The following is a 25,794-nucleotide window of genomic DNA, read 5'->3' as shown; positions in this document are numbered from 1 at the left end:
GCCGCGACGTGGAAAGCTGCGTGCCCCGTCCCGCGCCGGAGCGCCCCGCCATGCCCGTCCCTCACCTGCTGCTCGCGGTGCTCGTCACCGTGCTCTGGGGCTGGAACTTCGTCGCCATCAAGGCCGGCCTCGGCAGCCTGCCGCCGCTGCTGTTCACCGCGCTGCGCTTCGTCTTCGCCGCGCTGCCGGCGCTGTGGCTGCCGCGCCCCGCCGGGCCGTGGCGCTGGCTGGTCGCGGCCGGCCTCGGCATCGGCGTGGTGCAGTTCGGCTGCCTGTTCACGGCGATGGACGGGTACATCTCCCCGGGGCTCGCCTCGCTGGTGCTGCAGATGCAGGCCTTCTTCACCGTGCTGCTCGCGCGCGTGGTCGACGGCGTGCGGCCGCGGCCGTGGCAGTGGTGGGGGCTGGCGATCGCCTTCGCCGGCATCGCGCTGATCGGCGCCGAACTCGACGCCAGCGTCAGCGCTGCCGGGCTCGGACTGGTGCTGGTCGCCGCACTCGGCTGGGCCGGCGGCAACCTCGCGCTGCGCCGCGCCGGCGCGGTCAACATGCTGCACTTCGTGGTGTGGATGAGCCTGATCCCGCCGCTGCCGCTCGCCGCCGCCTCGCTCGCGCTGGAGGGGCCGCAGGCGCTGGTGCAGGCATGGCACGCGATCGACGTCGCCGGGACGGCGGCGCTCGCCTACATCGTCGTCGCCTCGACCTGGATCGGCTACGGCCTGTGGGGCTGGCTGATGCAGCGCCACGCGGTGACGCTGGTCGCGCCGTTCTCGCTGCTGGTGCCGCTGAACGGCATGCTCGCCGCCTCCCTGGTCTACGGCGAGCACTACGGCGGGCTGCGCCTGTTCGCCTGCGCGCTGGTGCTCGCCGGGCTGGCGCTGAACACCTTCGGCGGCCGGCTGCCGTGGTGGCGCCGGCGCATCGCCTGACGGCCGTGGCCGCCGCCCGCTAGAGCGGCGCGGTGGCGGCCTCGAGCCAGGCGGCGTCCGCCGCCGACAGGGCGCGCACGCCGGGCAGCACCTCGGCGCGCACCCGCGCGTGATAGGCGTCGAGCCAGGCGCGTTCGGCCGCGGTGAGCTGGTCGAGGTCGAGCGGACGGCGGTCGATCGGCACCAGCGAGAGTTCGCGGAAGCCCAGGTAGCCGTCGGCGTGCTCGACCACTTCCACCAGGTTCTCGATGCGCATGCCGTAGCGGCCGGCGGCGTAGTAGCCGGGCTCGTTCGACAGCACCATGCCGGGTTCGAGGTCGACCGCGACCGCGGCCTTGGAGATGCGCTGCGGCGGCTCGTGCACGCTGAGGAACTGGCCGACGCCGTGGCCGGTGCCGTGGTCGTAGTCGCAGCCCGCCGCCCACAGGAACTGGCGCGCCAGCGCGTCGAGGTGGTAGCCGCGGGTGCCGCGCGGGAAGCGCACGGTGGCGAGCGCGATGTGCCCCTTCAGCACCCGCGTGTAGCGGTCGCGCAGCTCGGCGTCGAGCGGGCCGAGCGCCACGGTGCGCGTGCAGTCGGTGGTGCCGTCGCGGTACTGCCCGCCGGAGTCGACCAGGAACACCCCCTGCGGCAGGAGCGGCGCCGGTGCCGCCGGGTCGACGCGGTAGTGCGGCAGCGCGGCGTTGGCGCCGGCGGCGGCGATGGTGGCGAAGCTCGGCTCGCGGAACTGCGCCTGTTCGCGGCGGCAGGCGAGCACCTGCTCGACCACGTCGCGCTCATCGAGCGCCTGCCCGGCGGCCACGCTGCGGTCGAGCCAGGCGAGCAGGCGCACCAGCGCCACGCCGTCGCGCACGTGGGCGGCACGGATGCCGGCGAGCTCGACCGGGTTCTTCGGCGCCTTCGCCAGCGTCACCGGGCCCGCCGCGAGCAGCGGCTGGCAGCCGGCGGCCTCCAGCGCGAAGCGCGCCGCGGCGGGGGCGGCATCGGGGTCGAGCCAGACCCGCGCGCCGGCCTCGAAGCCCGCCGCGAGGCGGACCGCGAAGGCCTCGACCGGGGCGATGCGCACGCCGTCGAGTTCCCAGCCGGCACGCTCCGCCGGCAGCTTGCGCGCATCGACGAACCATTCGGCGGCACCGTCGGCGTACAGCAGCAGGAAGGACTGCGGCACCGGGTTGTAGGGCACGTCGGCGCCGCGCACGTTGAGCAGCCAGGCGATGTTGTCGGGCTGGGTCTCGACCAGCGCGACCGCGCCGCGCGCCGCGATGACGGTGGCGAGCGCGCGGCGCTTGTCGGCCGCCGCCCGCCCGGCGCAGGCGAGCGGATGCGGCTCGATTGCGCCGAGCGGCGCGTCCGGCTGGTCGTGCCAGACGGCGTCGATCGGGTTGGTGGCGAGCGCGACCAGTTCGCCACCGCTCGCCCGCAGCGCCGCGTCGAGGCGTTCGAACAGCGCCGGCGGCACCAGCCAGGGGTCGACGCCGATGCGCAGGCCGGCGGCGTGCGCGGCGAGCCAGGCGGCCGGCGGTTCGTCGATCAGGTGGCGGAACTCGAAGTACGCGGCGTCGACCTGCTGGCGCACCTGCACCGTGTAGCGGCCATCGACGAACACCGCGGCGCGTTCCGCGAGCACGACCGCGGCGCCGGCCGAGCCGGTGAAGCCGGTGATCCAGGCCAGGCGCTCGTCGCGCGCGGCGACGTATTCGCCCTGGTGCACGTCGGCGCGCGGCACGAAGCAGCCGTCGACGCCGCACTGGCGCAGTTCGGTGCGCAGTTCGGCGAGGCGCTCGGCGTGCCAGCCGCCGGGCGCCACGGTGTCGGCGAGGGAGGTGTCGGCCATCGCCCGCGCCTCAGGGCTTGCTGCCGAGCGGGCGCAGGTGCACGAACCAGCGCTTCTCGACCTGGCGGAACAGCCACACCGTCAGCAGCGTCAGCACCAGGTAGATCAGCCCGGCGGTGACGAAGGCCTCGTACGGGCGGTAGTACTTGGCGTTGACCAGCCGCGCCGCACCGGTGATGTCGACGATGGTGACGATCGAGGCGATCGAGCTGCCGTGCAGCATGAAGATCACCTCGTTGCTGTACGCCGGCAGCGCGCGGCGGAAGGCGTTGGGCAGGACGATGCGGCGCAGCATCAACGGCGTGCTCATGCCGCAGGCCTTGGCGGCTTCGAGTTCACCTTTCGGCATCGTGGCGATCGCGCCGCGCAGGATCTCGACGGTGTACGCCGCGGTGTTCAGCGCGAAGGCGATCAGCGCGTAGCCATAGGCCTGCTTGAGGAAGGTCCAGTCCTGCTGCAGCTGCTGGATCCACTCGAACTGGCCCGAGCCGTAGTAGAGCAGGAAGGTCTGCACCAGCAGCGGCGTGCCGCGGAAGAAGTAGCCGTAGGCGAACACCAGCCAGCGCAGCCAGGCCGGCCCGTAGACCTGCGCGATGGCGAGCGGTACCGCGAGCAGCAGGCCGATGGCGAGCGACTGCAGCACCAGTTGCAGCGTGACCCAGGTGCCGCTCAGGTAGAGATCGAAACTGTCGGCGATGATCGAGAAATCCACGGCTCAGCGCCCCCCGCGCTCGTAACCCAGGCTGTAGCGACGCTCGGCCCAGCGCAGCAGCAGCAGCGACACCGTGGTGAACACCAGGTAGCCCAGGCACACCACGAGATAGAAGGTGAAGGGCTCCTTGGTCGCGTTGGCGCCGAAGCGCGCCTTGTTGACCATGTCGTTGAGCCCGATGACGCTGACCAGCGCCGTGGTCTTCAGCAGCACCAGCCAGTTGTTGCCGAAGCCCGGCAGCGCGTAGCGGATCATCTGCGGCAGCATGATGCGCACGAACACCTGCAGCCCGCTCATGCCGTAGGCGTGCCCGGCCTCGAGCTGCCCGCGCGGCACCGCCATCATCGCGCCGCGGAAGGTCTCGGCCATGTAGGCGCCGAAGATGAAGCCGATGGTGAGCACGCCGGCGGTGAACGGGCTGAGGTCGATCTGTTCCTCCAGCTCGAGCAGGTCGCCGATCCAGTTCAGGAACAGCTGTCCGCCGAAGAACAGGAGCAGCATCAGCACCAGGTCGGGGACACCGCGGATCAGCGTGGTGTAGGTGGTGGCGATGCCGCGCGCCACGGGCGACTTCGACAGCCGCGCGAGCGCGCCGGCCATGCCGAGCACGATCGAGATCAGCACCGAGACCAGCGCGACCTCGAGCGTGAGCCAGGCGCCGTCGGCGATGGTGGGGCCGTAGCCGTGCAGATCGAACATGGGGGGCGGGTCCGCGGTTCAGGGGCGCCGCGTGCGGCGCGAACGGTGCCGGCGGCATGCGCCGGCACCCCGGAGGCTCACTGCTTGATGCTGAGATCGAACGGGAAGTACTTGTCGTTCAGCTTCTTGAAGGTGCCGTTCGCGTAGGTGGCGGCGATCGCCCTGTCGAACATCTCCTTCAGGTCCTTGTCGGCCTTGCGCAGCCCCACGCCGACGCCGCCGCCGATCGGCACCTCGGCACCGATGAACGCGAAGTCCTTGCCCTCGGGCTTCTGCAGGAAGCCGCCGAACGCCGCCGGCGCGTCCACCAGCATGACGTCGAGGCGGTTGTTGCCGAGGTCGAGGTAGGCCTCGTCGGCGGTGGCGTAGCGCTTGATCTCGGCGACGCTGGCGAATTTCTCGGTGGCGTAGCTGTCCTGGATGGTGGCGCGCTGCACGCCGATGATCTTGCCCTTGAGGCCCTCGGCGGTCATCTGCAGCGGCGTGTTCTTGCGCGCGAGGAAGTGTGACGGCGAGCTGTAGTACGGCGCCGAGAACTCGATGGTCTTCCTGCGCTCATCGGTGATCGACATCGAGGCCATGATGGCGTCGAACTTCTTCGCCTGCAGCGCGGGGATGATGCCGTCCCAGTCCTGCTGTACCAGCGTGCACTCGACCTTCATCTCCTTGCACAGCGCCTCGGCGTACTCGACCTCGAAGCCGGCGAGCTTGCCGCTGGAGTCGACGAAGTTGAACGGCGCGTAGGCGCCCTCGGTGCCGATGCGGACCTTCTTCCATTCCCTGGCGTCGGCCTGGGTGATGCCGAGCGCGAGCGCGCCGGCGAGCACGGTGAACAGCATTTTCTTCATGGGGAACCCTCTCGCGTGGGGGACTGCCTGGATCGGCGCGCGGCCGCTGGCCGCCGCGCCCTCTAGCCTTTCAACTTGCCCGACAGGAACTGGCGGAAGCGCTCGGAGCGGGGGTTGTTGAACACCTCCGCCGGCGGGCCCTCCTCCTCCACCCGCCCCTGGTGCAGGAACACCACCCGACTCGACACCTCGCGCGCGAACCCCATCTCGTGGGTGACGACGATCATCGTGCTGCCCTCCTCGGCCAGCACGCGCATCACCTTGAGCACCTCGCCGACCAGTTCCGGGTCGAGCGCCGAGGTCGGTTCGTCGAACAGGATGGCATCGGGCTGCATCGCCAGCGCGCGGGCGATCGCGGCGCGCTGCTGCTGGCCGCCGGAGATGTGCATCGGGTAGTAGCTGCGCCGCTCGTACATGCCGACCTTGTGCAGCAGCGCCTCGGCGCGCTCGATGGCCTCGGCGCGCGGCACCTTGAGCACGTGGACCGGCGCCTCGATGAGGTTTTCGAGCACCGTCATGTGCGACCACAGGTTGAAGCCCTGGAACACCATCGCCAGCTTGGCGCGGATGCGCTGCACCTGGGCGGCGTCCTCGGGGCTCAGGTTGCCGCTGGCGTCGCGCTTCAGCCGCAGCGTCTCGCCCTTGACGATGATGCTGCCCTCGGTGGGCGTCTCCAGCAGGTTGATGCAGCGCAGGAAGGTGCTCTTGCCGGACCCCGAGGAGCCGAGGATGGAGATCACGTCGCCGGTGTTGGCGGTCAGCGATACCCCTTTCAGGACTTCGAGATCGGCGAAGGTCTTGTGCAGATCCCTGACCTCAAGTGCGGGAGGCGTCATGCGGTCGCTCCTGTTGCGTGTCTGTTCGTGTTATGGACCTGGCCGGGGCGACGCGGGTCGAGCCGAGCATAGCACCGGGTTCGGACGGTCGCCGTGCGCCCGTGCCGTCACCGGCTTCCCCCGCCGGGGGCTTGTCCCCTACGCTTGCGCGGCCGTTCCCGGCTTGCCCGCCCACGCTGGAGCGCCGATGAGAAGCCGTCTCAAGCTCGACCGCCTGTACCTGCGCATCCTCTCGATGCTGCAGCGCAACGCCCGCATCACCAACCAGGAACTGGCCGATGCGGTCGGGCTGTCGCCGAGCCCCTGCCTGGAGCGCGTGCGCAAGCTCGAGCGCGAAGGCTACGTGCGCGGCTACCGCGCCGAGCTCGACCTCGAGCGCCTCGGCAGCACCGTCACCGTGTACACCCTGGTGGCGCTCGGCAGCCACGACCAGGCGCGCTTCGAGCGCTTCGAGCACACCGTGGCGTCGTTGCCGCAGATCGTCGAATGCGCCAAGGTCAGCGGCAGCTTCGACTACCTGCTGCGCTGGGTCTGCCGCAGCGTCTCCGAATACCATCGGCTGAGCGACCGTCTGCTCGCCGGTGCCGCGGGGGCGACCCTGACCAGCCACATCGTGCTCGAACACACGCGGCCGTTTTCCGGTTACCCGCTGGAGCACCTGTTCGAGCCCCAGCCCGACGCCTGAACGGCACGCCCTGCGTCCGACCAACAGCATGCACGTCCCGGCGCAGCAGGCGCTGCGTTTCGCGGGCGGGCCCGCCGCACGAGCTGCGCTTTTCGCCGCCGAAACGGCAGCAACCGTCATGCGTCGACACCTAGTCTTATGCGCGACCGCCGGCCGCGCCCGTCCGCCCCGTAATGGAGACCCCCGTGATGAAGCCCCTGAGCCCCGAGTCCCAGGCCCTGGTCGAAACCGGCCGCCGCTGTTTCGTGCCCAACTACCGGCCGCGCGAGATGATCCTCGACCACGGCCGCGGCGCGCGGCTGTGGGACAAGGACGGCAACGAGTACATCGACTTCGGCGCCGGCATCGCGGTGAGCGTGCTCGGCCACCAGCACCCGGCGCTGGTCGCCGCGCTGACCGAGCAGGCGCACAAGCTCTGGCACACCAGCAACGTCTACTTCACCGAACCCTCGATCCGCCTCGCCGAGGAGCTGCTCGCGCTCGCCCCCTTCGCCAGCCGCGCGTTCTTCTGCAACTCCGGCGCCGAGGCCAACGAGGCGGCGATCAAGCTCGCGCGCAAGCACGCCGCCGACCGCGGCCGGGCACCCGAGGCGCGCGAGATCGTCACCTTCACCGGCTCCTTCCACGGCCGCACGCTGACCACCGTCACCGCCACCGCGCAGCCCAAGTACCAGGAAGGCTTCGAGCCGCTGCCCGGCGGCTTCCGCTACCTGCCGTTCAACGATGTCGAGGCGGCGCGCGCCGGCATCACCGGGAACACCTGCGCGGTGCTGGTCGAGCCGGTGCAGGGCGAAGGCGGCGTGATGCCCGCCGCGCCGGGCTTCCTGCAGGCGCTGCGCGCGCGCTGCGACGAGGTCGGCGCGCTGCTGATGCTCGACGAGGTGCAGTGCGGCCTCGGCCGCACCGGGCGGCTGTTCGGCCACGCCTGGGACGGCGTCGCCCCCGACGTGGTCACGCTCGCCAAGGCCCTCGGCGGCGGCATGCCGATCGGCGCGCTGCTCGCCGCGCCGGCGGTCGCCGAGGTGCTCGGCTTCGGCAGCCACGGCTCGACCTTCGGCGGCAACCCGCTCGCCTGCGCCGCCGCGCGCGCGGTGCTGCGCGAGGTCGGCAGCCCCGCGCTGCTCGCCCACGTCGAACGCCAGGGCGGGCGGCTGCGTGCCGCGCTGACCGAGCTCGGCGCGCGCCACGACCTGTTCAGCGAGGTGCGCGGGCGCGGCCTGATGCTCGGCGCGGTGCTGCAGGGGGCGTGGGCCGACAAGGCCACCGAGCTCACCGAGCACGCCCGCCGGCACGGCCTGCTGCTGCTGCAGGCCGGCCCCGGCGTGCTGCGCTTCCTGCCGCCGCTGAACCTCACTGACGAGGAGCTCGACAGCGGCATCGCCCGCCTCGAAAGCGCGCTCGAGAGCGCGCTCGGGGGCTGAGGTGGGCCGCTTCGACGCCCTGCTCGCGCCCCTCGACGGGGGTCGCGAGGCGATGCTCGAGCAGGTGCTGGCGTGGTCGGCGATCAACTCCGGCAGCCTGCACCGCGAGGGCCTGGCGCGCCAGGCCGACGCCCTGGCGGACGCCTTCGGCAGTACGCTCGGTGTGACGGTGACGCGCGAGGCGCTGGCGCCGCAGGCGGTGGTCGACGCCCGCGGCGAACCGCTCGAGCGCCCGCTCGGCGAACTGCTGCGCCTGCGCCAGCGCCCGCAGGCACCGTGGCAGGTGCTGCTGGTCGGCCACTACGACACCGTGTTCGGCGCCGATCACGCCTTCCAGACGCCGCGGCGCGTCGACGCCGATACCGTCAACGGCCCCGGCGTCGCCGACCTCAAGGGCGGGCTGGTGGTGATGCTGCACGCGCTCGCGGTGCTCGAGGCGAGCCCGTGGGTCGGGCGGCTCGGCTGGGAGGTGATCCTCAACCCCGACGAGGAGATCGGCTCGCCGGGCTCGGCACCGCACCTCGCCGCGGCCGCGCAGCGCCACCACCTCGGGCTCGTCTACGAACCCGCGCTCGCCGACGGCACGCTCGCCGGCGCGCGCAAGGGCAGCGGCAACTTCAGCCTGGTGGTGCGCGGGCGCGGCGCGCACGCCGGGCGCGACCATGCGCGCGGCCGCAACGCGGTGGTCGCGGCGGCCGAGTTCGCCGCCGACATCGCCCGCTGGAGCGGGGCGCTGCCGGGGGTGACCGTCAACCCGGCGGCGCTCGACGGCGGCAGCGCCGTCAACGTGGTGCCGGAGCGCGCGGTGCTGCGCTTCAACGTGCGCGTGGCGAGCGGCGACGAACAGGCCTGGGTGGAGGCGCGCCTCGCCGAGCGCGTGGCCGCGCTGAACGCCCGCGAGGGCTACGCGGCGACGCTGCACGGCGGCTTCGGCCGCCCGCCGAAGGTGCTCGATGCGCGCCAGCAGGTGCTCTACGAACTCGTCCGCGACTGCGGTGAGCACCTCGGGCTCGCGCTGCGCTGGCAGCCCACCGGCGGTTGCTGCGACGGCAACAACCTCGCCGCGGCGGGCCTGCCCAACGTCGACACGCTCGGCGTGCGCGGCGGCGAGATCCACTCGGAGCGCGAATTCCTCTGCGTCGACAGCCTCACCGAGCGCGCGCGCCTGAGCGCGCTGCTGCTGCTGCGCCTCGCCGCCGGCGAGATCGATGACGCGCCGTTCGCGCGTGGAGAGCCCGCATGCTGCTGATCCGCCCGGTCGCCGCCGGCGACCTCGACGACCTGCTGGCGCTCGCCGCCGCCGCCGGCCCCGGCATGACCAACCTGCCGGCGGACCGCGCGTTCCTCGAACGCAAGATCGCCGCGTCGGAGGCGAGCTTCGCGTGCAGCGTCGAGCGCCCCGGCGAGGAAACCTACTGCTTCGTCGCCGAGGACCTCGACCGCGGGCGCGTGGTCGGCACCTGCGCGATCATCGCCACGGTCGGGCTGACGCGGCCGTTCTGGTCGTACCTGATCGTCAGGCTCGCGCACACCTCGCAGGAACTCGACCGCTACGAGACCGTCGACGTGCTGCAGCTCGTCAACGAGTACCGCGGCGCGAGCGAGGTGGCGAGCCTGTTCCTCGCCCCGGCCTACCGCCGCGACCACAACGGGCGCTTCCTGTCGCGTTCGCGCTTCCTGTTCATGGGCCAGTTCGCCACGCGCTTCGCCGACACGGTGATGGCCGAGATGCGCGGCGTGCACGAGCCGGACGGCCGCACGCCGTTCTGGGAGGGACTGGGGCGGCACTTCTTCGACATGGAGTTCCGCAGCGCCGACCGCCTGTCCTCGCTCGGCAAGTACCAGTTCATCGCCGACCTGATGCCCAAGTACCCGATCTACATCCGCCTGCTGCCGCGCGACGCGCAGGCGGTGATCGGCCAGCCGCACCCGGACACCCGCCCGGCCTACGAGCTCCTGCTCCGCGAGGGCTTCCGCTTCGAAGGCTGCGTCGACATCTTCGACGCCGGGCCGACCATCCACGGGCCGCGCGACCAGTTGCGCGCGGTGCGCGACAGCCGCGTGTGCGAGCTGGCGCGGGTGCTCGACACGCCGCCCGCAGGCCCGCGCCACATGCTCGGCACCACCGGGCTCGCGCACTACCGCGCCTGCGCCGCGCCGCTCGCATGGTTGCCCGACGGGCGCATCGCGGTCGACGCCGCCACCGCCGCGGCGCTCGCGGTCGACGCCGGCGACCGCCTGCGCATCGTCGAACTCTGACGCCCTCCCCCCACCCCGCACGCGAGCACGAGGCCATGAGCCACCTGATCGATCACGTCTGGCAGCCCGGCGCGGGCGCCGCCTTCGTTTCCGAGGACCCCGCGACCGGCGCGACGCTATGGGAGGGGCGCAGCGCGAGCCCGGCACAGGTCGACGCCGCGGTGCGCGCCGCGCGCGCGGCCTTCCCGGCCTGGGCGGCGCGGCCACACGCCGAGCGCGTCGCGCTGCTCGAAGCCTTCGCCGCGGCGCTCGGCGCGCGTCGCGACGTGCTCGCCGCGGCGATCGCCGCCGAGACCGGCAAGCCGCTGTGGGAGTCGGCGACCGAGGTCACCGCGATGATCGGCAAGATCGCGATCTCGATCACCGCCCACGCCGAGCGCACCGGCACGCGCGAAGGCGTGGCCGCCGGGGTGCGCTCGGTCACCCGCCACCGCCCGCACGGGGTGGTCGCGGTGTTCGGGCCGTACAACTTCCCCGGCCACCTGCCGAACGGCCACATCGTGCCGGCGCTGCTCGCCGGCAACACCGTGGTGTTCAAGCCGAGCGAGCTGACCCCGCGGGTCGCCGAGCTGACCGTGCACGCCTGGCTCGCCGCCGGGCTGCCGCGTGGCGCGCTGAACCTGGTGCAGGGCGAGCGTGACACCGGCGTGGCGCTCGCCGGCCATGCCGGCATCGACGGGCTGTTCTTCACCGGCAGCCCGCAGACCGGGCTGCACCTGCACCGGCAGTTCGCCGGGCAGCCGGGCAGGATCCTCGCGCTCGAACTCGGCGGCAACAACCCGCTGGTGATCGACGCCGCGCACATCGCCGACCTCGACGCCGCCGCCTGGCACGCGGTGCAGTCGGCCTACCTGTCGGCCGGGCAGCGCTGCACCTGCGCGCGGCGGCTGGTGGTGCCGGCGGGCGCCGCCGGCGATGCGTTCGTCGAGCGCCTGCTCGCGCTCGTCGACACGATCCGCGTCGGCCGCCCCGACGAGCGCCCCGAGCCCTTCATGGGCCCGGTGATCTCCAACCGCGCCGCCGACGCGCTGCTCGCCTTCCAGGCACGGCTCGAAGCCGCCGGCGCCCGCGTGCTGCGCCGGCTGGCGCGCCTCGACCCGGCGCGCCCGCTGCTCACGCCGGCGCTGCTCGACGTCAGCGCCGCCACCGCGCGCCCCGACGAGGAAGCCTTCGGGCCGCTGGCACAACTGGTGCGCGTCGCCGACTTCGACGCCGCGCTCGCCGAGGCCAACGCCACCCGCTTCGGCCTCGCCGCCGGGTTGCTGTCGGACGCGCCGGCGCGCTGGGAGCAGTTCCTGCGCGAGGTGCGCGCCGGCGTGGTGAACTGGAACCGCCCGACCACCGGTGCCGCCAGCGCCGCGCCGTTCGGCGGCGTCGGCGACTCCGGCAACCTGCGCCCGAGCGCCTACTACGCCGCCGACTACTGCGCCTACCCGGTGGCCTCGCTGGAGGCCGCCCGCGTCGAGCCGCCGGCCGCGCCGACGCCGGGGCTGGGCTGAGCCGTCGACGGCGATGGCCGCGAACGCGTACCGCCGGGCGGGAAGCACCCTCACCCCCACCCCTCTCCCAGAGGGGGAGGGGCTTTACACGTCTCCGCTCCCACAGGGAGCGGAGGTTCACCGGAAGGACGCAGCGCCATGCATCACGAAGTGAATTTCGACGGCCTCGTCGGCCCCACCCACAACTACGCCGGGCTGTCCTTCGGCAACGTGGCGTCGCAGTCGAACGCCGCCAGCGCGTCGAGCCCGCGCGCGGCGGCGCTGCAGGGGCTGGCGAAGATGCGCCGGCTCGCCGGGCTCGGGCTGAAGCAGGCGGTGCTGCCGCCGCAGGAGCGCCCCGACGTGGCGACGCTGCGCCGCCTCGGCTTCGGCGGCAGCGACGCGGCGGTGATCGCCGCGGCGAGCCGGCAGGCGCCGGCGCTGTTCCAGGCGTGCTGCTCGGCCTCGTCGATGTGGACCGCCAACGCCGCGACCATCGCCCCCTCGCCCGATACCGCCGACGGCCGCGTGCACTTCACCACCGCCAACCTGGTCGACCGCTTCCACCGCTCGCTCGAACACCCGACGACGACGCGCGTGCTGCGCGCGATCTTCCGCGACGAGCGCCGCTTCGCCGTGCACCCGGCGCTGCCGGCGCACGCGCACTTCGGCGACGAGGGGGCGGCCAACCACACCCGGCTCGCGCCGCAGCACGGCGCACCCGGCGTGCACGTGTTCGTCTACGGCCGGCGGGCGGGCGGCGACGGCCCGGCGCCTTCGCGCTACCCGGCGCGGCAGACGCTCGAAGCCTGCACGGCGGTCGCCCGGCTGCACGGCCTCGACCCGGCGCGCAGCGTGTTCATCCAGCAGAACCCGGCGGTGATCGACGCCGGGGTGTTCCACAACGACGTCATCGCGGTCGGCAACGGCCAGGTGCTGTTCGCGCACGAGCAGGCCTTCCTCGACCGCGACGCGGCGCACGCGGCGCTGCGCGCGGCCTGCGGCGAGGGCCTGACGATCGTCGAGGTCGGCAGCGACGAGGTGCCGGTGGCCGAGGCGGTGCGCAGCTACCTGTTCAACTCGCAGCTGCTGACGCTGCCCGACGGCCGCATGGCGCTGCTGCTGCCCGGCGAGTGCGAGACCTCGGCGCCGGTGCGCGCCTGCCTGGAACGGGTGCTGGCCGCCGACAACCCGATCGTGCAGGTCGAGTTCGCCAACCTGCGCGAGAGCATGCGCAACGGCGGCGGCCCGGCCTGCCTGCGCCTGCGCGTGGTGCTGGAGGATGCCGAGATCGCCGCCGCGGCGCCCGGCGTGTTCCTCGACGAGGCGCTGTACGCGCGCCTCGTCGCCTGGGTGGAAAAGCACTACCGCGACCGCCTCGGCGTCGCCGACCTCGCCGACCCGGCGCTGCTCGACGAGTGCCGGCGCGCGCTCGACGAGCTCACCGCGCTGCTCGGCCTCGGCGCGGTCTACCCGTTCCAGCTCGCATGAGCGCGGCTACGGCGTGAACCAGTAGCGCACCACGTGGAAGAACACCGGCGCGGCGAAGCACAGCGAGTCGATGCGGTCGAGCATGCCGCCGTGGCCTTCGAGGATCGCGCCGAAGTCCTTGACGCCGACGTCGCGCTTGATCGCCGACATCACCAGCCCGCCGGCGAAGCCGAGCAGCGTCACCAGCAGCGCGATCAGGCCGGCCTGCCACGGCGCGAACGGCGTCACCCACCACAGCGCCGCGCCGATCGCCGACGCCGCCGCGATGCCGCCGACGAAGCCCTCGACGGTCTTGCTGGGTGACAGCTTCGGCACGATCGGGCGCCGCCCCCACAGCTTGCCGCAGACGTACTGCAGCACGTCGGACATCTGCACCACCAGCACCAGCCACACCAGCAGCTGGGCGTTGTGCCCGGCGTAGCCGGGGATGTCGAGCATCAGCAGCGCCGGGGCGTGGCTGACGCAGTACACGCACACCATCAGGCCCCACTGGATCTTGGCGGTGCGTTCGAGGAAGCCGCGGGTGTCGGCGTTGAGCGCGCTGCGCAGCGGCAGGAACAGGAACGCGTACACCGGGATCAGGATCGTGAACAGCCCGTACCAGGCGGTGCCGACCAGCCAGTAGTGCAGCGGCAGGAACACGAAGAAGCTCCAGAACAGGCTCTCGTGGTCGCCGCGGCGCGCCGGCGTGAGGGTGACGAACTCGCGCAGCGCGAGGAAGCTCATCACCCCGAACAGCACGGTCGCGCCGGTGCGTCCGCCGGCGAGCGCCAGCGCGAACACCAGCACCATCACCCACCACGCGCGGATGCGTGCGTTGAGGTTTTCCACCGTCGCCTGGCCGTCGGCGGCTAGCGGCCGGCCGCTCAGCCAGGTGCCGACCACGCTCGCCACCACCAGGATGCCGAACACCCCGCCGAGCAGGGCGAACCAGGCGCCGTCCAGCGTCGTCGTGCTCATCCGCGCAGGGCCTCCACCGCGGCCCGTGCGCGGGCCAGGAAGGGTTCACGACACTCGCCGTCGGCGAGCATGAGCGGCGCGCCGAAGCGCAGCCCGCACAGCAGCGGCACCGGCAGCGCGGCGCCCTTCGGCAGCACGCGGTGCAGCTTGTCGAGGTAGACCGGCACCAGCTCGACCGCGGGACGCTGGCGCGCCAGGTGGTAGAGCCCCGACTTGAACGGCGCGATCGCCTCGCCGTCGCCCCGCGTGCCCTCGGGGAACAGGATCAGCGAATCGCCGCGGTCGAGCGCATCGAACAGCGGCTCGAGCACCTGCCCGCGGGCGTGGCCGGTGGCCTTGCGCTCGATCAGCACCGCGCCGAACACCTCGCTGGCGAGGAAGCGGCGCAGCGGCGAGGCGTCCCAGTAGTCGCGCGCGGCGACCGGCCGGGTGTGTGCGCGCAGCGTGCGCGGCAGCGCCGACCAGATCACCACGCCGTCGAGGTGGCTCGAATGGTTGGCGAAGTAGATGCGCGGCTGCGACGCCGGGCCGCAGCCCAGCCACTGCGCGCGCACGCCGGTGAGCACGCGCAGCGCGGCGATGCAGGCAGCCGAGATCAGGCGGCTCGACAGGCTCATCGCGCCTCCAGTTCGCGGACGAGGTCCACGCTGCGCCGCACCACGGTGGCGACGCTGCCGAGCAGGATCACCGCGAGCGCGAGCGCGAGCACGCCCTGCGCCCAGCCGGCGTCGGCGGCGCGGGCGCCGGCGGCGACGAGGGCGGCGACGCTCAGCACCGCCATGCGCTGCGACTTCGCCAGCGGCCCGGTGAAGCGCTGCGTGAGCCCGCAGGCGCCGCCGAGCACGCGCACGTAGGCGGTGAACACCGCGGCGAGCGCCGCCGCCCAGCCGAGCTCGGCCGCCCACGGCCACGCGCTCAGGCCGTAGCCGGTGCCGACCAGCACCAGCGCATCGCTGATGCGGTCCGGCAGGTCGTTGTAGACATCGCCGGCCTTGCCCGCGCGCCCGCCCTCGATCGCCACCATGCCGTCGAACAGGTTGCACAGCAGGCGCGCGGGGAGCGCGAGCGCGGCGAGCAGCAGCAGCGCGGCGCCGGCGGCGGGGCCGACGCGGAAGGCGCCGGCGAGGCACAGCGCCGCCAGCGCCGCGCAGCCGAGGCCGGCGAGCGAGATGCCATTCGGGGTCGCACCGCGGGCGCACAGCCAGCGCGCGCAGGCGTGCGCCCAGCGGGTGTCGCGCGAGCGGATCGGTCGGCGGTCCATTCGGGGGAACCTCCACGGAGTTGCGGACGGTGGCGGTGCCGGCGCCCGCCTATGCTTGACGGCACAGGCGCGGCCGCGGCGGTCGCGCGCGCAGACGAGGGTGACGCAGGTGGGCAAACCGGTAACCGTTCAGGTGGGCTCGCAGAGCCTGACGATCGTTCCACGTGAGGGGCAGGAGGTCACGCCGGAGCAGACGGAACTGGTCAAGACGGCACTGCGCAACGCCCTGGCGCGCCTCACCGACGCACTCTACATCACCACGCTCGGCCGCACGCTGCTCGACGACCTCTACGGCCGGCGCGTGCTCGACCAGGGCAGCGGCCGGCGGGTGTTCGACCGCAGCGCGCTCGAGGACCTGCGCCCCCTCAACGGCTACTTCGACATCCTCGCGGTGTGCTTCATGCTGACGCCGCCGGAGGACCGCAACGACATCGAAGGCTTCCGCCGCTGCCTGAAGATCGTCCACGACAACCTGACCCAGGTGCACCAGGGCCTGAGCGCGGGCACGGTGCAGATCGACGACCTCGAACCGGAGGCGCTGGTGCTCGGCAAGGTGCCCGAGGGCTACGTCAAGGTCGGCCCGCTCGAACGCCTGAGCATGTGGTGGCAGGGCGACGAGCACTTCCACAACTTCAAGTCCGAGCAGGCGCTCGCCAGCACGCTGCACCTGTACTTCTCGAAGCCGGGCATGAACGTCTGGCAGGCCACGCAGACGTTGATCCACGAGGCCGACCACAAGTACTGCCGCACCTACGACTACTACTACATCAGCGCCGACGCGCTGCGGCAGATGCAGCGCATCCGCGACAGCGACAAGCTGATCCGCAACCTGCAGCGCGAACTCGAGGCCAAGGGCCAGGCCCTGGGCGGGGCCAGCAAGCCGCTCGCCGAACAGTTCCGCGGCGTGTTCCCCAAGGCCGACCTGTGGGGCGGCGAGATGACCGTGGTGAAGGCGCTGAACAACGCCGACAGCTACGCCTACTACGCGATGTGGGTCAGCGACAACTGAGCGCCCGGCGGACGCGAGGAGCACGCCGATGCAGCTCGAATTCCTGGGCGCCGCACGCGAGGTCACCGGCTCGTGCTGCCTGGTGACGGTCGGCGGCCGGCGCGTGCTGGTCGACTGCGGCCTGGTGCAGGGCGGCCGCGACGAGGCCGAACGCAACGCCGCGCCGTTCCCGTTCACGCCGGCGTCGATCGATGCGGTGGTGCTGACCCACGCCCACCTCGATCACTCCGGGCGCCTGCCGCTGCTGCTGAAGCGCGGCTTCCGCGGACCGGTCTACACCCACGCGGCCACCGCCGAGCTGTGCGCGATCATGCTCGAGGACGCCGCCGGCATCCTCGCCCACGAAGCCGAGTGGACCAACCGCAAGCGCGAGCGCAAGGGGCTCGCGCCGCTCGAGCCGCTCTACGACCGCGACGACGCGCTGGCGGTCGTCGAGCGCATGCGCCCGCTCGCCTTCGGCGAGGCGCTCGACATCCTCCCCGGCGTGCGCGTGCGCCTGCAGGACGCCGGGCACATCCTCGGCTCGGCCATCGTCGAGCTCTGGCTGGACGACGGCCGGCGGCGGCGCAAGCTCGTGTTCAGTGGCGACCTCGGCCACGTCGGCGCGCCGATCCTGCGCGACCCGACGCCGGTGCCGAGGGCCGACCTGGTGATCCTCGAAAGCACCTACGGCGACCGCTGCCATCGCGCCTGGGACGCCACCTGGCAGGAACTCGCCGAGGTGCTCGAGGAGGCGCGCACCGGCAACATCCTGATCCCGTCCTTCGCCGTCGGCCGCACCCAGGAGCTGCTCTACACCTTCGCGCGGCACTACCGCGACTGGGGGCTCGAGCGCTGGCACGTGTTCCTCGACAGCCCGCTGGCGGTCAAGGCGACCGCCGCCTACCGCCGCCACCTCGAGGTCTACGACAGCGACGCCCGGCGCGCGCAGCGCGTGGCCGGCGACCCCTTCCACTTCCCCACGCTGCGCATCACCGAGACCGTGGAGGCGTCGATCGCGCTGAACCGCATCCGCAGCGGCGCGATCATCATCGCCGGCAGCGGCATGTGCACCGGCGGGCGCATCAAGCAGCACCTGAAGCACAACGTCTGGCGCGCCGACTGCCACGTGGTGATCGTCGGCTTCCAGGCGCGGGGCACGCTCGGCCGCGCGCTCGTCGACGGCGCGCGCTTCATCCGCCTGTGGGGCGAGACGGTGCGCGTCGCCGCGCAGGTGCACACGATCGGCGGGCTGTCGGCGCACGCCGACCAGGCCGGGCTGCTCGACTGGTACCGCCGCTTCGAGGGCGGGCCGCCGGTCGCGCTGCTCCACGGCGAGGCGGACGCGATGGACACCCTCGCCGAGCGCCTGCGCCAGGGGCCGGCGAGCCGGGTGCTGACGCCGCTCCCGGGCGAGCGCCTGGACCTCGCGGCGCTGCCGGACAACCCCTGAGGCCGCACCCGGCTCAGGCGATCTCCTCCCCGCCCGGCAGCATGGCGCGCCCGGCTCCGCGCCCCTTGGCCTGGTACATGCGCCGGTCGGCGATCTCGATCAGCTCGGGCCAGTCGCCGACGCGGTCGGCACGCCGCTCGGCGACGCCCAGGCTCGCGGTGAGCGGCGCGCCGTCGGGGCGCGCCCCGAGGCCGTGCTCGCGCAGCCGCTCGACGACGATCCGCGCGCCGCGGGCATCGGTGTTGCCGAGCACCACGAGGAATTCCTCGCCGCCCCAGCGGATCAGCGTGTCGCCCTTGCGCAGCGACTGGCGCAGGCAGCCGGCCAGCGTGCGCAGCACGCGGTCGCCCTCGTCGTGGCCGTAGCGGTCGTTGATCGCCTTGAACTGGTCAATGTCGACGAACATCACCGCGAGCGGCGTGTCGTGCATCGTCGACAGGCGGAACAGCAGCTCGATCGCCTCGATCCCCGCCTGCCGGTTGAGCGTGCCGGTGAGGGCGTCGTTGCTCGCCTGGCGCACCAGCGCGGTCAGGTACTGCACCTGGCTCAGGCTCGACACCATCGCGGTGCCGAGCACCAGCACCTGCAGCCACAGCAGGCCGGGCGCGACGCCGTGCGCCGCGACCGCGAGCGAGCTGAGCAGCAGCGGCGTGGCGAGCAGCAGCATTTCGAGCGCCGTCAGCGGGAACAGGCTGAGGCCGGCGAGCATCGCGAACGGCAGCAGCGTGTAGACGGCACGCACGGTCTCGGCGCCGACGGCGTCAGCGCCGGCACCATCGCCATCGAGGATGTGGACGGCGCCGAGCAGGAAGGCCGCCGGCACCGTCATCAGCCCGAACAGCGCGCCGAGCGCCTGATCGGGCCGCAACTGCCGGCGCAGCAGCACGGCGAGCAGCAGCAGCGCCGCGCCGGTCGCGAGCCGCAGCAGCAGCAGCGCACGCCAGCGCTCGGGCGCAAACACCAGCATGTCGATCAGGCTCCACAGCGGCACCAGCACGGCGAAGGCCAGCGCCACGGCGCGGGCCCGCGACACCAGCAGCAGCGTGCGCTGGCGGCGCGCCTGCGAGGAGTGGTGCCAGGGCACCAGCAGGTGGGCGACATCGGCATAGCGCTGCACCCGCGGCAGCGCCGGGGGCAGACGGGAGTCTTGCGACCATGGCATGGCGCGGTGCGCTCCATTGCGACGCTGGCGGCCGGACGGCGGCCGCAGCGGCGCCATCCCTCGGATGCACCGCCGCGGGCGCCGGCGGGCACGGCGAAGTCTATCCGCCGAATCCGGTTCCGGAAGGGCACCCGTGCATTTCCATCCGCCGGCCCGCGCCATGCCGCGGCGGGCCGGCGGTGGTCCGCTCAGGCGAGGTCGCGCAGCACCTCGCCGAGGGTGCCGACGAGCTCATCGATGTGCGACTTCTCGATGATCAGCGGCGGGCTCAGCGCGATGGTGTCGCCGGTGAAGCGCACCATCACGCCGCGGCGGTAGCACTCGTTGAACACGCGGTAGGCGCGCACCGTCGGCTGACCGGGCAGGGGCGCCAGCTCGATCGCGCCGATCAGGCCGAGGTTGCGCACGTCGATCACGTGCGGCAGGCCGGCCAGGCCGTGCACCGCCTCTTCCCAGTACGCCGCCAGTTCGGAGCCGCGGGTCAGCAGCCCCTCCTCGGCGTAGATGTCGAGCGTGGCGAGCGCCGCGGCGCAGGCCAGCGGGTGGCCCGAGTAGGTGTAGCCGTGGAAGAGCTCGATCACGTGCTCGGGGCCCTGCATGAAGGCCTCGTAGATGCCGGGGCGGGTGAACACCGCCCCCATCGGCACGGTGCCGTTGGTGAGCCCCTTGGCGGCGGTGATCAGGTCGGGCGTGACGTCGAAGCGGTCGCACGCGAACGGCGTGCCGAGGCGCCCGAAGCCGGTGATGACCTCGTCGAAGATCAACAGGATGCCGTGCTTGTCGCAGATCTCGCGCAGGCGCTGCAGGTAGCCCTGCGGCGGCAGCAGCACGCCGGTGGAGCCGGCGACCGGCTCGACGATCACCGCGGCGATGGTCGAGGCGTCGTGCAGCGCGACGATGCGCTCGAGTTCGTCGGCGAGGTGGGCGCCCCACGCCGGCTGCCCGCGCGAGAAGGCGTTGTGGGCGAGATCGTGCGTGTGCGGCAGGTGGTCCACGCCGTTCAGCAGCGGGCCGAAGAACTTGCGGTTGTTGCCGATGCCGCCGACCGAGATGCCGCCGAAGCCGACGCCGTGGTAGCCGCGCTCGCGCCCGATCAGCCGCGTGCGGGTGCCCTCGCCGCGCGCCCGGTGGTAGGCGATGGCGATCTTCAGCGCGGTGTCGACCGACTCCGAGCCCGAGTTGGTGTAGAACACCTGCCCCATGCGATCGCCGGTGAGTTCGATCAGGCGGCTGGCGAGCTCGAACGCCTTCGGGTGCCCCATCTGGAAGCCGGGCGCATAGTCGAGCTCGGCGACCTGCGCGGCGACCGCCTCGACGATGCGCCGGCGGCCGTGGCCGGCGTTGACGCACCACAGCCCCGCCGCCCCGTCGAGCACGCGACGGCCGTCGTGGGTGGTGTAGTGCATGCCCTCGGCGGAGACGAGCAGGCGCGGTTCGGCCTTGAACTGCCGGTTGGCGGTGAAGGGCATCCACAACGCGTCCATGTCGGGGACGGTCGCGGTTGACGGGGGGACGGTCTTCGGGATCGACATGGGAACCTCGCGGGCTGATCGCGTTGGATGCCCCGAACCTTAGCATGTTAAAAAAATTGCACAACCGTCCCCCGACCGCCGTACCCTGGAAACCACGACACCGCGCTGCCAGCGCCCGAAAACCCCCTAAATGCATGCTGCAGCGCGACATGATAACGCCTGTGCAGCGCTTGCCAGTGACAGGGTGAGCGATGTAATCGTTTAATAAACTGAACATCGATGCCGGAGCACGGCAACCCCCGTCCCCACTGCGGAACCCCTCGCGATGAGCACCCCGAGCCCTGCCGCCACCGCCCCGGCGCCCGCCGGCCCCGAGGCCGAGTTCAACATCGGCGAACGCCTGCGCCGCATACGCGAGGTCTACGGCCTGTCGCAGCGCGCGCTCGCCCGGCGCGCCGGCGTCACCAACGGCATCATCTCGATGATCGAGCTGAACCGCACCAGCCCGTCGGTGGCAACGCTGAAGAAGATCCTCGACGGCTTTCCGATCGCCCTCGCCGACTTCTTCACCTTCGACCTGCCGGCGCAGGACCAGGTGGTGTACCGCGCCGCCGAGCTGGTCGAGATCGGCGGCGGCGCGCTGTCGCTGCGCCAGGTCGGGCGCAACCTGCGCGGCCGGGCGATGCAGATCCTGCACGAGCGCATCGCGCCGGGCGCCGATACCGGCGCCGAGATGCTGACGCACGAGGCCGAGGAAGGCGGGGTGGTGATCCGCGGCCGGCTCGAACTCACCGTGGCCGCGCAAAGCTGGACGCTGGAGCCGGGCGACGCGTATTACTTCGACTCGCGCCTGCCGCACCGCTTCCGCAACGTCGGCGACGAGCCGCTGGAAATCGTCAGCGCCTGCACGCCACCGAGCTTCTAGCGGCGCACGCCCGGCCGGCGCCGCGGTCACACAGCGACCGATGCCGCCGTCCACCACCGGGAGGTTCACCGATGCCCGCTGCGCTCCGCCCGTTCCTGCTCGCGCTCGCCTGCACCGTCGCGCTGACCGCTGCGGCGGCCGACGACCCGGTGGTCAGCGGCACGCTGCTGCGCGCGGCCGACGGCGGCCTGCGCTTCGAGCCCTGCGACGGCCCGGCCGAGCTGCCGGTGGACGACGTCGGCGCCGACGCCGATCTCGCCGGCCTCTACGCCGTGCTCGCCGACAACGCCACGCCGGGGCTGCGTGCCGACCTGCGCGGCCGGGTCGAGGACGGGCGCTTCATCGCCAGCGGCATCGAGCGTCTGGTGCGCCACGGCTCGGTGTGCCGGCAGATGCGCAAGCGCCCGGCGGTGTTCCGCGCGCTCGGCCACACCCCGGCCTGGTCGCTCAACGTCGACCGCGTGCGCCTGCGCCTGCAGCTCGGCGGCAGCCGCGACACGCCCGAGTTCCGCTACCGGCGCTTCGCGCGCGATCCGCAGAGCGGCCGGCGCGTCTACGACGTGCGCGAGACCTCCTCCAGCCTGCGCGTGACGCTGCTGCCCGAGCGCTGCATGGACGGCCTGGCCTACGGCATCTACAGCTACCGCGCGATCGTCGTCTACGACGGGCGCGTGCTGCGCGGCTGCGCCTACGCCGGCACGCTGCCGGAATGATCCGCCGCGGCGGCGCTCAGTCGGCGGCGTCGGCCTGCGGTGGCGGCGCGTTGCGCGGCTTGCGGGGCTTGCGCGCGCGCGCTGCCTCGCCGGCCGCGGTGCGCCGCGGCTTGCGCTTGCCGGCCGCCTTCGGCGGCGGCTGGCGCGCGGCCTTGACCGCGCTCGCCACCGCCGAGCCCGCGCAGAAGGCGACCAGCGGCATCCAGCCCCACTGCGGCACCCACTGGCCCAGCAGCGTGCGCACCCACGGCTCGTGCGCCGGCAGCCGCGGCACCAGGTAGGTGCAGGCCGGCCAGGCGGCGGCGGCGAAGCCCAGGTGCAGCCACCACGGCAGCCTGAGCCAGGCGCCGGTGAGGCCGTCATAGGCGTACTGCGGCGGCTTGCGTCGCGGCGCGCGGGGCGGCTGGTCGGGAGCGGGGGTACGGGCCATCGCGGTGCTCCGGCGGGGACGGGGGCACCGGTGTAGCGCAGCCCGGCGCAGCGGCGCAACCGCGCGCGGCGGTTCAGGCGGGGTGGTCGGCGACGATGCGCCCGTCCACCAGTTCGATGATGCGGTCGCAGCGCGCGGCGAGGCGCGGGTCGTGGGTGACGATCAGGAAGCTCGTGCCCTGCGCGCGGTTGACCTCGCGCAGCAGGCTGAACACCGCATCGGAGGTCTGCGTGTCGAGGTTGCCGGTGGGCTCGTCGGCGAGCACCAGCGGCGGCCCCATCGTCAGCGCGCGGGCGATCGCGACGCGCTGCTGCTGGCCGCCGGAGAGCCGGTCGGGGCGCGCATCGAGGCGATCGCCGAGGCCGACCTGTGCCAGCAGGCGCGCCGCGGTGGCGCGCATCGCGGCGTCCTGCCGGCCGCGCTCGACCAGCAGCGGCATCATCACGTTCTCGAGCGCGCTGAAGGCGTTGATCAGGTGGTGGTGCTGGAACACGAAGCCGAGCGCGCGCCCGCGCAGCCGCGTCAGCTCGGCCTCGGGCAGCGCGCCGGTGTCGTGGCCGGCGATCACCAGGCGGCCGCGGCTCGGCCGGTCGAGCAGCCCGATCAGGTTCAGCAGCGTGCTCTTGCCCGAGCCGCTGGGGCCGATCAGCGCAGCGAATTCGCCCGCCTGCAGGCGCAGGTCGATGTCGTGCAGCACCTCGACCGCGAGCGCCCCTTCGCCGTAGGTCTTGCAGACGCCTTCCAGCACCAGGACCGGTTCAGCCACGGATCGCCACCACCGGGTCGAGCTTGGCCGCGCGCCGCGCCGGCATCACCGCGGCGATCACCCCGGTCAGCGAGGCGAGCAGCGCCGCCCACAGGTACAGCGAGTAGTCGAGCTGGATCGGGAACAGCGGCGTGCCGTCGGCGTTGCGGGCGAAGGTGCGGAACAGCGTGGCGAAGCCGAGCCCGAGCGCGGCGCCGACCAGCGAGCCGCCGCAGCCGACCAGCCCGCCCTGGATCAGGAACACGCGCAGCATCTGCCCGCGCGACGCGCCCATCGCGCGCAGGATGCCGATCTCGCGGGTCTTCTGCACCACGCTCACCACCAGCACGCTGGCGATGCCGAAGGCCACCGACAGGCCGACGAAGAAGCGGATCAGCGAGTTCGACAGCGTCTGCGCGCGCAGCGCGACGACGAACTGCGCGTTGGTGTGGATCCACGAATCGGCGGTGAGCCCGGTGCGCCCGCTGATGCGCTGGGCGATGTCCTCGGCGTCGAACAGGTGCGCGACGGTCAGGTCGATGCTCGACACGCCACCGGCGAGGTCGAGCAGGCTCTGCGCGCTGCGCAGCGCGACGTAGACGTTGCGCAGGTTCACCGTCTTGGCGCCGAGGTCGTAGATGCCGGTGACGCTGAGCACGCTCTGGCCGCCGCTCGCGGTGCTGATGCGGACCTTGTCGCCGATCTCGGCGCCGAGGTCGCTGGCGAGCTCGGTGCCGATCACCACGTCGTTGCTGGTCAGGCGCAGGCGCCCGGCGACGATCTTGTCGGCGAGCGCGATCACCCGCACGTAGTGCTCGGGCTCGATGCCGATCAGCGTCACCGCGCGGCTCGCCTCGCCGCGCTGCGCGAACGCCGGCCCCGAGGCGATCGGCGATACCGCGGTGACCTCGGGCATCGCCTGCAGCATCGACCGCACCGACTGCCACTGGTCGATGCTCTGCAGCCGCTGCGCCTGCGGCTGCACCACGGTGAGCGCGGTGGCCGGGTGCAGCGCGCGCTGCACCCGCGGTGCCTCCTCGGGCGGCAGGATCACGATGTGCGCCTGCGCCGACAGCGTGCGGCGGATGATGTTGGCCTGCAGCCCGGTCAGCAGCGCCGACATGAACACGATCACGCCGACGCCGATCGCCACGCCGATGATGATCAGCGCGGTCTGCATGCGCCCCTCGCGCAGGAAGCGCAGCGCCGCGATCCACTCAAATGGCAGGAACCGGTCCACTCGCGCGCACCCTCACCCGACTGCCCTCGACGACGTCGACGGCGGCGGCCGGCACCACGTATTCGCCGGCCGCGAGCCCGTCGCGCACCTCCACGCGCCCGCCGCCGCGCACGCCGAGGCTCACCGCTTGGCGCTGCGCCCGGCCGTCGCGCACCACCAGCACGTAGGCGCCGCCGCCCGGCGCCTCGCGCACCGCGTCGAGCGGCAGCACCAGCGCATCGGCGCGCTGCGCCACCTGGATGTCGACCGACACGGTCATGTCCTGGCGCAGGAACGGCGGCGGCTCGGGCACGCGCAGCTTGACGTCGACCGCGCCGCGGCTCGCGTCGACCGCCGGGTTGATGTAGATGAGCTCGGCGGCGAAGGTGCGGTCGGGGAAGGCGTCGGCCGAGGCCAGCGCCGCCTGGCCGAGGGCGATCGCGGCGAGGTTCTTCTCGTCGATCTGCACCTCGATGCGGGTCTCGCCGTCGGGGGCGAGCGCCATCAGCATCCGCCCCGGCTGCACCACGTCGCCGGGCTCGACCGCGCGGGCGATCAGCACGCCGGCGGCGGGCGCGACGATGTGCGTGTAGCCGAGCCGGGCCTCGGCGAGCGCGAGGCTCGCACGCGCCTGCGCGAGCCCGGCCTCGGCGAGGACGACGTCGGCGCCGCCGGGGAGCTGGCCATCGAGCGTCAGGCGCGCCGCCCGCACCTGGCTCTCGGCGACGTCGAACGCCCGTCGCGCGTCGTCGAGTTCGGCCATGCCGATGAACTTGCGCGTCACCAGCCCCTGCGCCCGTTCGAGCGCGCGCGCGGCCTGCACGCGGTTGGCCTGGGCCTGCAGCAGCGTCTGCTCGGCCACCGCGCGGCCGACCTCGTGGATCTGCCGCAGCCGCGCCTCGGCCTGTGCCAGCGCGGCGCGGGCCTGCGCGACGGCGGCGCGGGCCTCGGCGGCGTCGAGCTCGATCAGCGCGTCGCCGGCGGCGACGCGGCTGCCCTCGTCCACCGGGATCGCCACTACCTGCCCGGTGATCTGCGCGCCGATCTCCACGCGCTGCGGCGTGCGCACCTTGCCGCTCGCCACCACGGTCTGCACCAGCTCGCCGCGCACCACCGGGTAGGCGACGATGCGCGGCCCGAACAGCAGCGGCGGCAGCAGCCAGCCGCCGAGCGCGACGAGCACGAGCGCGGGCAGCAGCAGACGGCGGAGGCGCCCGCGGGGCGGGCCGGAAGTGTCGGGCATGGTCGCAAGGCGGGCGGCCGCGGGCGCGCGC

Annotated in this window: 25 protein-coding genes; 11 read left to right on the top strand and 14 right to left on the bottom strand. The window is 73.1% G+C overall.

From position 1 onward, the window contains the following. Positions 1 to 50: 50 nt before the first annotated feature. On the top strand, positions 51 to 929 hold the full coding sequence (locus tag EV699_RS06055) for an EamA family transporter (protein ID WP_132540060.1): 879 nt from the start codon (positions 51 to 53) through the stop codon (positions 927 to 929). Positions 930 to 948: 19 nt separating this feature from the next. Here the strand turns inward: EV699_RS06055 and EV699_RS06050 are convergent, their stop codons facing one another. The 5 genes from EV699_RS06050 to EV699_RS06030 all read right to left on the bottom strand — a co-directional run bounded on the left by EV699_RS06050 (position 949) and on the right by EV699_RS06030 (position 5,858). Further along, positions 949 to 2,763 (bottom strand): aminopeptidase P family protein, encoded by a 1,815-nt coding sequence (locus tag EV699_RS06050; RefSeq protein ID WP_132540056.1) that lies wholly within the window; start codon positions 2,761 to 2,763, stop codon positions 949 to 951. A 10-nt stretch (positions 2,764 to 2,773) separates the two neighbouring features. After that, positions 2,774 to 3,475 (bottom strand): ABC transporter permease, encoded by a 702-nt coding sequence (locus EV699_RS06045; RefSeq protein WP_132540053.1) that lies wholly within the window; start codon positions 3,473 to 3,475, stop codon positions 2,774 to 2,776. A 3-nt stretch (positions 3,476 to 3,478) separates the two neighbouring features. After that, positions 3,479 to 4,174, bottom strand: a complete 696-nt coding sequence (locus tag EV699_RS06040) for an ABC transporter permease (protein WP_132540050.1) — start codon at positions 4,172 to 4,174, stop codon at positions 3,479 to 3,481. A gap of 77 nt (positions 4,175 to 4,251) precedes the next feature. After that, entirely contained in the window at positions 4,252 to 5,022 is a 771-nt protein-coding gene (locus EV699_RS06035; RefSeq protein WP_132540047.1) for a lysine/arginine/ornithine ABC transporter substrate-binding protein, read from the bottom strand. 62 nt (positions 5,023 to 5,084) lie between these two features. Continuing rightward, positions 5,085 to 5,858 (bottom strand): ABC transporter ATP-binding protein, encoded by a 774-nt coding sequence (locus EV699_RS06030; RefSeq protein WP_132540044.1) that lies wholly within the window; start codon positions 5,856 to 5,858, stop codon positions 5,085 to 5,087. A gap of 187 nt (positions 5,859 to 6,045) precedes the next feature. On the opposite strand from EV699_RS06030, the gene EV699_RS06025 reads away from it, so the two are divergent. The 6 genes from EV699_RS06025 (at position 6,046) to astB (ending at position 13,192) form a co-directional block, all read left to right on the top strand. Beyond that, the gene (locus tag EV699_RS06025; protein WP_132540041.1) at positions 6,046 to 6,543 is read left to right on the top strand and encodes an Lrp/AsnC family transcriptional regulator; all 498 of its coding nucleotides are present in this window, start codon (positions 6,046 to 6,048) and stop codon (positions 6,541 to 6,543) included. A gap of 188 nt (positions 6,544 to 6,731) precedes the next feature. Next, positions 6,732 to 7,964: an acetylornithine transaminase gene (locus tag EV699_RS06020; protein WP_207922995.1), complete on the top strand. Its 1,233-nt coding sequence runs from the start codon at positions 6,732 to 6,734 to the stop codon at positions 7,962 to 7,964. A 1-nt stretch (position 7,965) separates the two neighbouring features. Further along, the gene (locus tag EV699_RS06015) at positions 7,966 to 9,213 is read left to right on the top strand and encodes a hydrolase (RefSeq protein ID WP_243662577.1); all 1,248 of its coding nucleotides are present in this window, start codon (positions 7,966 to 7,968) and stop codon (positions 9,211 to 9,213) included. Then, positions 9,204 to 10,223 (top strand): arginine N-succinyltransferase, encoded by a 1,020-nt coding sequence (locus tag EV699_RS06010; protein ID WP_132540038.1) that lies wholly within the window; start codon positions 9,204 to 9,206, stop codon positions 10,221 to 10,223. The genes EV699_RS06015 and EV699_RS06010 overlap by 10 nt, the downstream gene beginning before the upstream one ends. 35 nt (positions 10,224 to 10,258) lie before the next feature. After that, positions 10,259 to 11,722: a succinylglutamate-semialdehyde dehydrogenase gene (astD, locus tag EV699_RS06005; RefSeq protein ID WP_132540035.1), complete on the top strand. Its 1,464-nt coding sequence runs from the start codon at positions 10,259 to 10,261 to the stop codon at positions 11,720 to 11,722. A gap of 138 nt (positions 11,723 to 11,860) precedes the next feature. Next, entirely contained in the window at positions 11,861 to 13,192 is a 1,332-nt protein-coding gene (astB, locus tag EV699_RS06000) for an N-succinylarginine dihydrolase (RefSeq protein ID WP_132540032.1), read from the top strand. Between the two features lie 6 nt (positions 13,193 to 13,198). Here astB and EV699_RS05995 read toward each other — a convergent pair whose 3' ends face one another. The 3 genes from EV699_RS05995 to EV699_RS05985 are packed head-to-tail and all read right to left on the bottom strand — an operon-like array spanning position 13,199 to position 15,413. Continuing rightward, positions 13,199 to 14,152, bottom strand: a complete 954-nt coding sequence (locus EV699_RS05995) for a phosphatidate cytidylyltransferase (RefSeq protein WP_132540029.1) — start codon at positions 14,150 to 14,152, stop codon at positions 13,199 to 13,201. Next, positions 14,149 to 14,763 carry a lysophospholipid acyltransferase family protein gene (locus EV699_RS05990; RefSeq protein WP_132540508.1) on the bottom strand — a complete coding sequence of 205 codons (615 nt, stop codon included), beginning with the start codon at positions 14,761 to 14,763 and terminating at the stop codon, positions 14,149 to 14,151. The genes EV699_RS05995 and EV699_RS05990 overlap by 4 nt, the downstream gene beginning before the upstream one ends. A gap of 2 nt (positions 14,764 to 14,765) precedes the next feature. Further along, positions 14,766 to 15,413: a CDP-alcohol phosphatidyltransferase family protein gene (locus EV699_RS05985; RefSeq protein WP_132540026.1), complete on the bottom strand. Its 648-nt coding sequence runs from the start codon at positions 15,411 to 15,413 to the stop codon at positions 14,766 to 14,768. 109 nt (positions 15,414 to 15,522) lie between these two features. Between EV699_RS05985 and EV699_RS05980 the strand changes: the two genes are divergently transcribed. Continuing rightward, positions 15,523 to 16,422, top strand: coding sequence for a hypothetical protein (locus EV699_RS05980; protein ID WP_132540023.1), 900 nt, complete (start codon positions 15,523 to 15,525; stop codon positions 16,420 to 16,422). A 28-nt stretch (positions 16,423 to 16,450) separates the two neighbouring features. Then, positions 16,451 to 17,854, top strand: coding sequence for an MBL fold metallo-hydrolase RNA specificity domain-containing protein (locus EV699_RS05975; RefSeq protein WP_132540020.1), 1,404 nt, complete (start codon positions 16,451 to 16,453; stop codon positions 17,852 to 17,854). A gap of 13 nt (positions 17,855 to 17,867) precedes the next feature. On the opposite strand, the gene EV699_RS05970 is transcribed toward EV699_RS05975, so the two are convergent. Both EV699_RS05970 and aptA read right to left on the bottom strand, forming a co-directional pair. Next, positions 17,868 to 19,016 carry a GGDEF domain-containing protein gene (locus EV699_RS05970; RefSeq protein WP_165904050.1) on the bottom strand — a complete coding sequence of 383 codons (1,149 nt, stop codon included), beginning with the start codon at positions 19,014 to 19,016 and terminating at the stop codon, positions 17,868 to 17,870. A gap of 188 nt (positions 19,017 to 19,204) precedes the next feature. After that, on the bottom strand, positions 19,205 to 20,548 hold the full coding sequence (aptA, locus tag EV699_RS05965; RefSeq protein ID WP_132540013.1) for an omega-aminotransferase AptA: 1,344 nt from the start codon (positions 20,546 to 20,548) through the stop codon (positions 19,205 to 19,207). A 265-nt stretch (positions 20,549 to 20,813) separates the two neighbouring features. Here aptA and EV699_RS05960 point away from each other — a divergent pair, with 265 nt between their 5' ends. After that, positions 20,814 to 21,413 (top strand): cupin domain-containing protein, encoded by a 600-nt coding sequence (locus EV699_RS05960; RefSeq protein WP_132540010.1) that lies wholly within the window; start codon positions 20,814 to 20,816, stop codon positions 21,411 to 21,413. Positions 21,414 to 21,484: 71 nt separating this feature from the next. Further along, positions 21,485 to 22,126, top strand: coding sequence for a hypothetical protein (locus EV699_RS05955; protein WP_132540007.1), 642 nt, complete (start codon positions 21,485 to 21,487; stop codon positions 22,124 to 22,126). A gap of 16 nt (positions 22,127 to 22,142) precedes the next feature. Here the strand turns inward: EV699_RS05955 and EV699_RS05950 are convergent, their stop codons facing one another. The 4 genes from EV699_RS05950 to EV699_RS05935 form a co-directional block, all read right to left on the bottom strand. Then, entirely contained in the window at positions 22,143 to 22,556 is a 414-nt protein-coding gene (locus EV699_RS05950; protein WP_132540004.1) for a hypothetical protein, read from the bottom strand. Positions 22,557 to 22,629: 73 nt separating this feature from the next. Then, a complete protein-coding gene (locus EV699_RS05945) occupies positions 22,630 to 23,322 on the bottom strand; it encodes an ABC transporter ATP-binding protein (RefSeq protein ID WP_132540001.1) in 693 nt (230 codons plus the stop codon). Then, positions 23,315 to 24,541, bottom strand: a complete 1,227-nt coding sequence (locus tag EV699_RS05940) for an ABC transporter permease (RefSeq protein ID WP_132539998.1) — start codon at positions 24,539 to 24,541, stop codon at positions 23,315 to 23,317. Before EV699_RS05940 ends, EV699_RS05945 begins: the two co-directional genes overlap by 8 nt. Then, positions 24,519 to 25,763, bottom strand: a complete 1,245-nt coding sequence (locus tag EV699_RS05935) for an efflux RND transporter periplasmic adaptor subunit (RefSeq protein WP_132539995.1) — start codon at positions 25,761 to 25,763, stop codon at positions 24,519 to 24,521. The genes EV699_RS05940 and EV699_RS05935 overlap by 23 nt, the downstream gene beginning before the upstream one ends. Between the last annotated feature and the right edge of the window lie 31 nt (positions 25,764 to 25,794).

The organism is Plasticicumulans lactativorans (assembly GCF_004341245.1).
In the GTDB taxonomy this organism is placed as follows: domain Bacteria; phylum Pseudomonadota; class Gammaproteobacteria; order Competibacterales; family Competibacteraceae; genus Plasticicumulans_A; species Plasticicumulans_A lactativorans.
The sequence above is the reverse complement of the archived record's forward strand: the minus strand, read 5'-3'. Positions and strand labels throughout refer to the sequence as shown.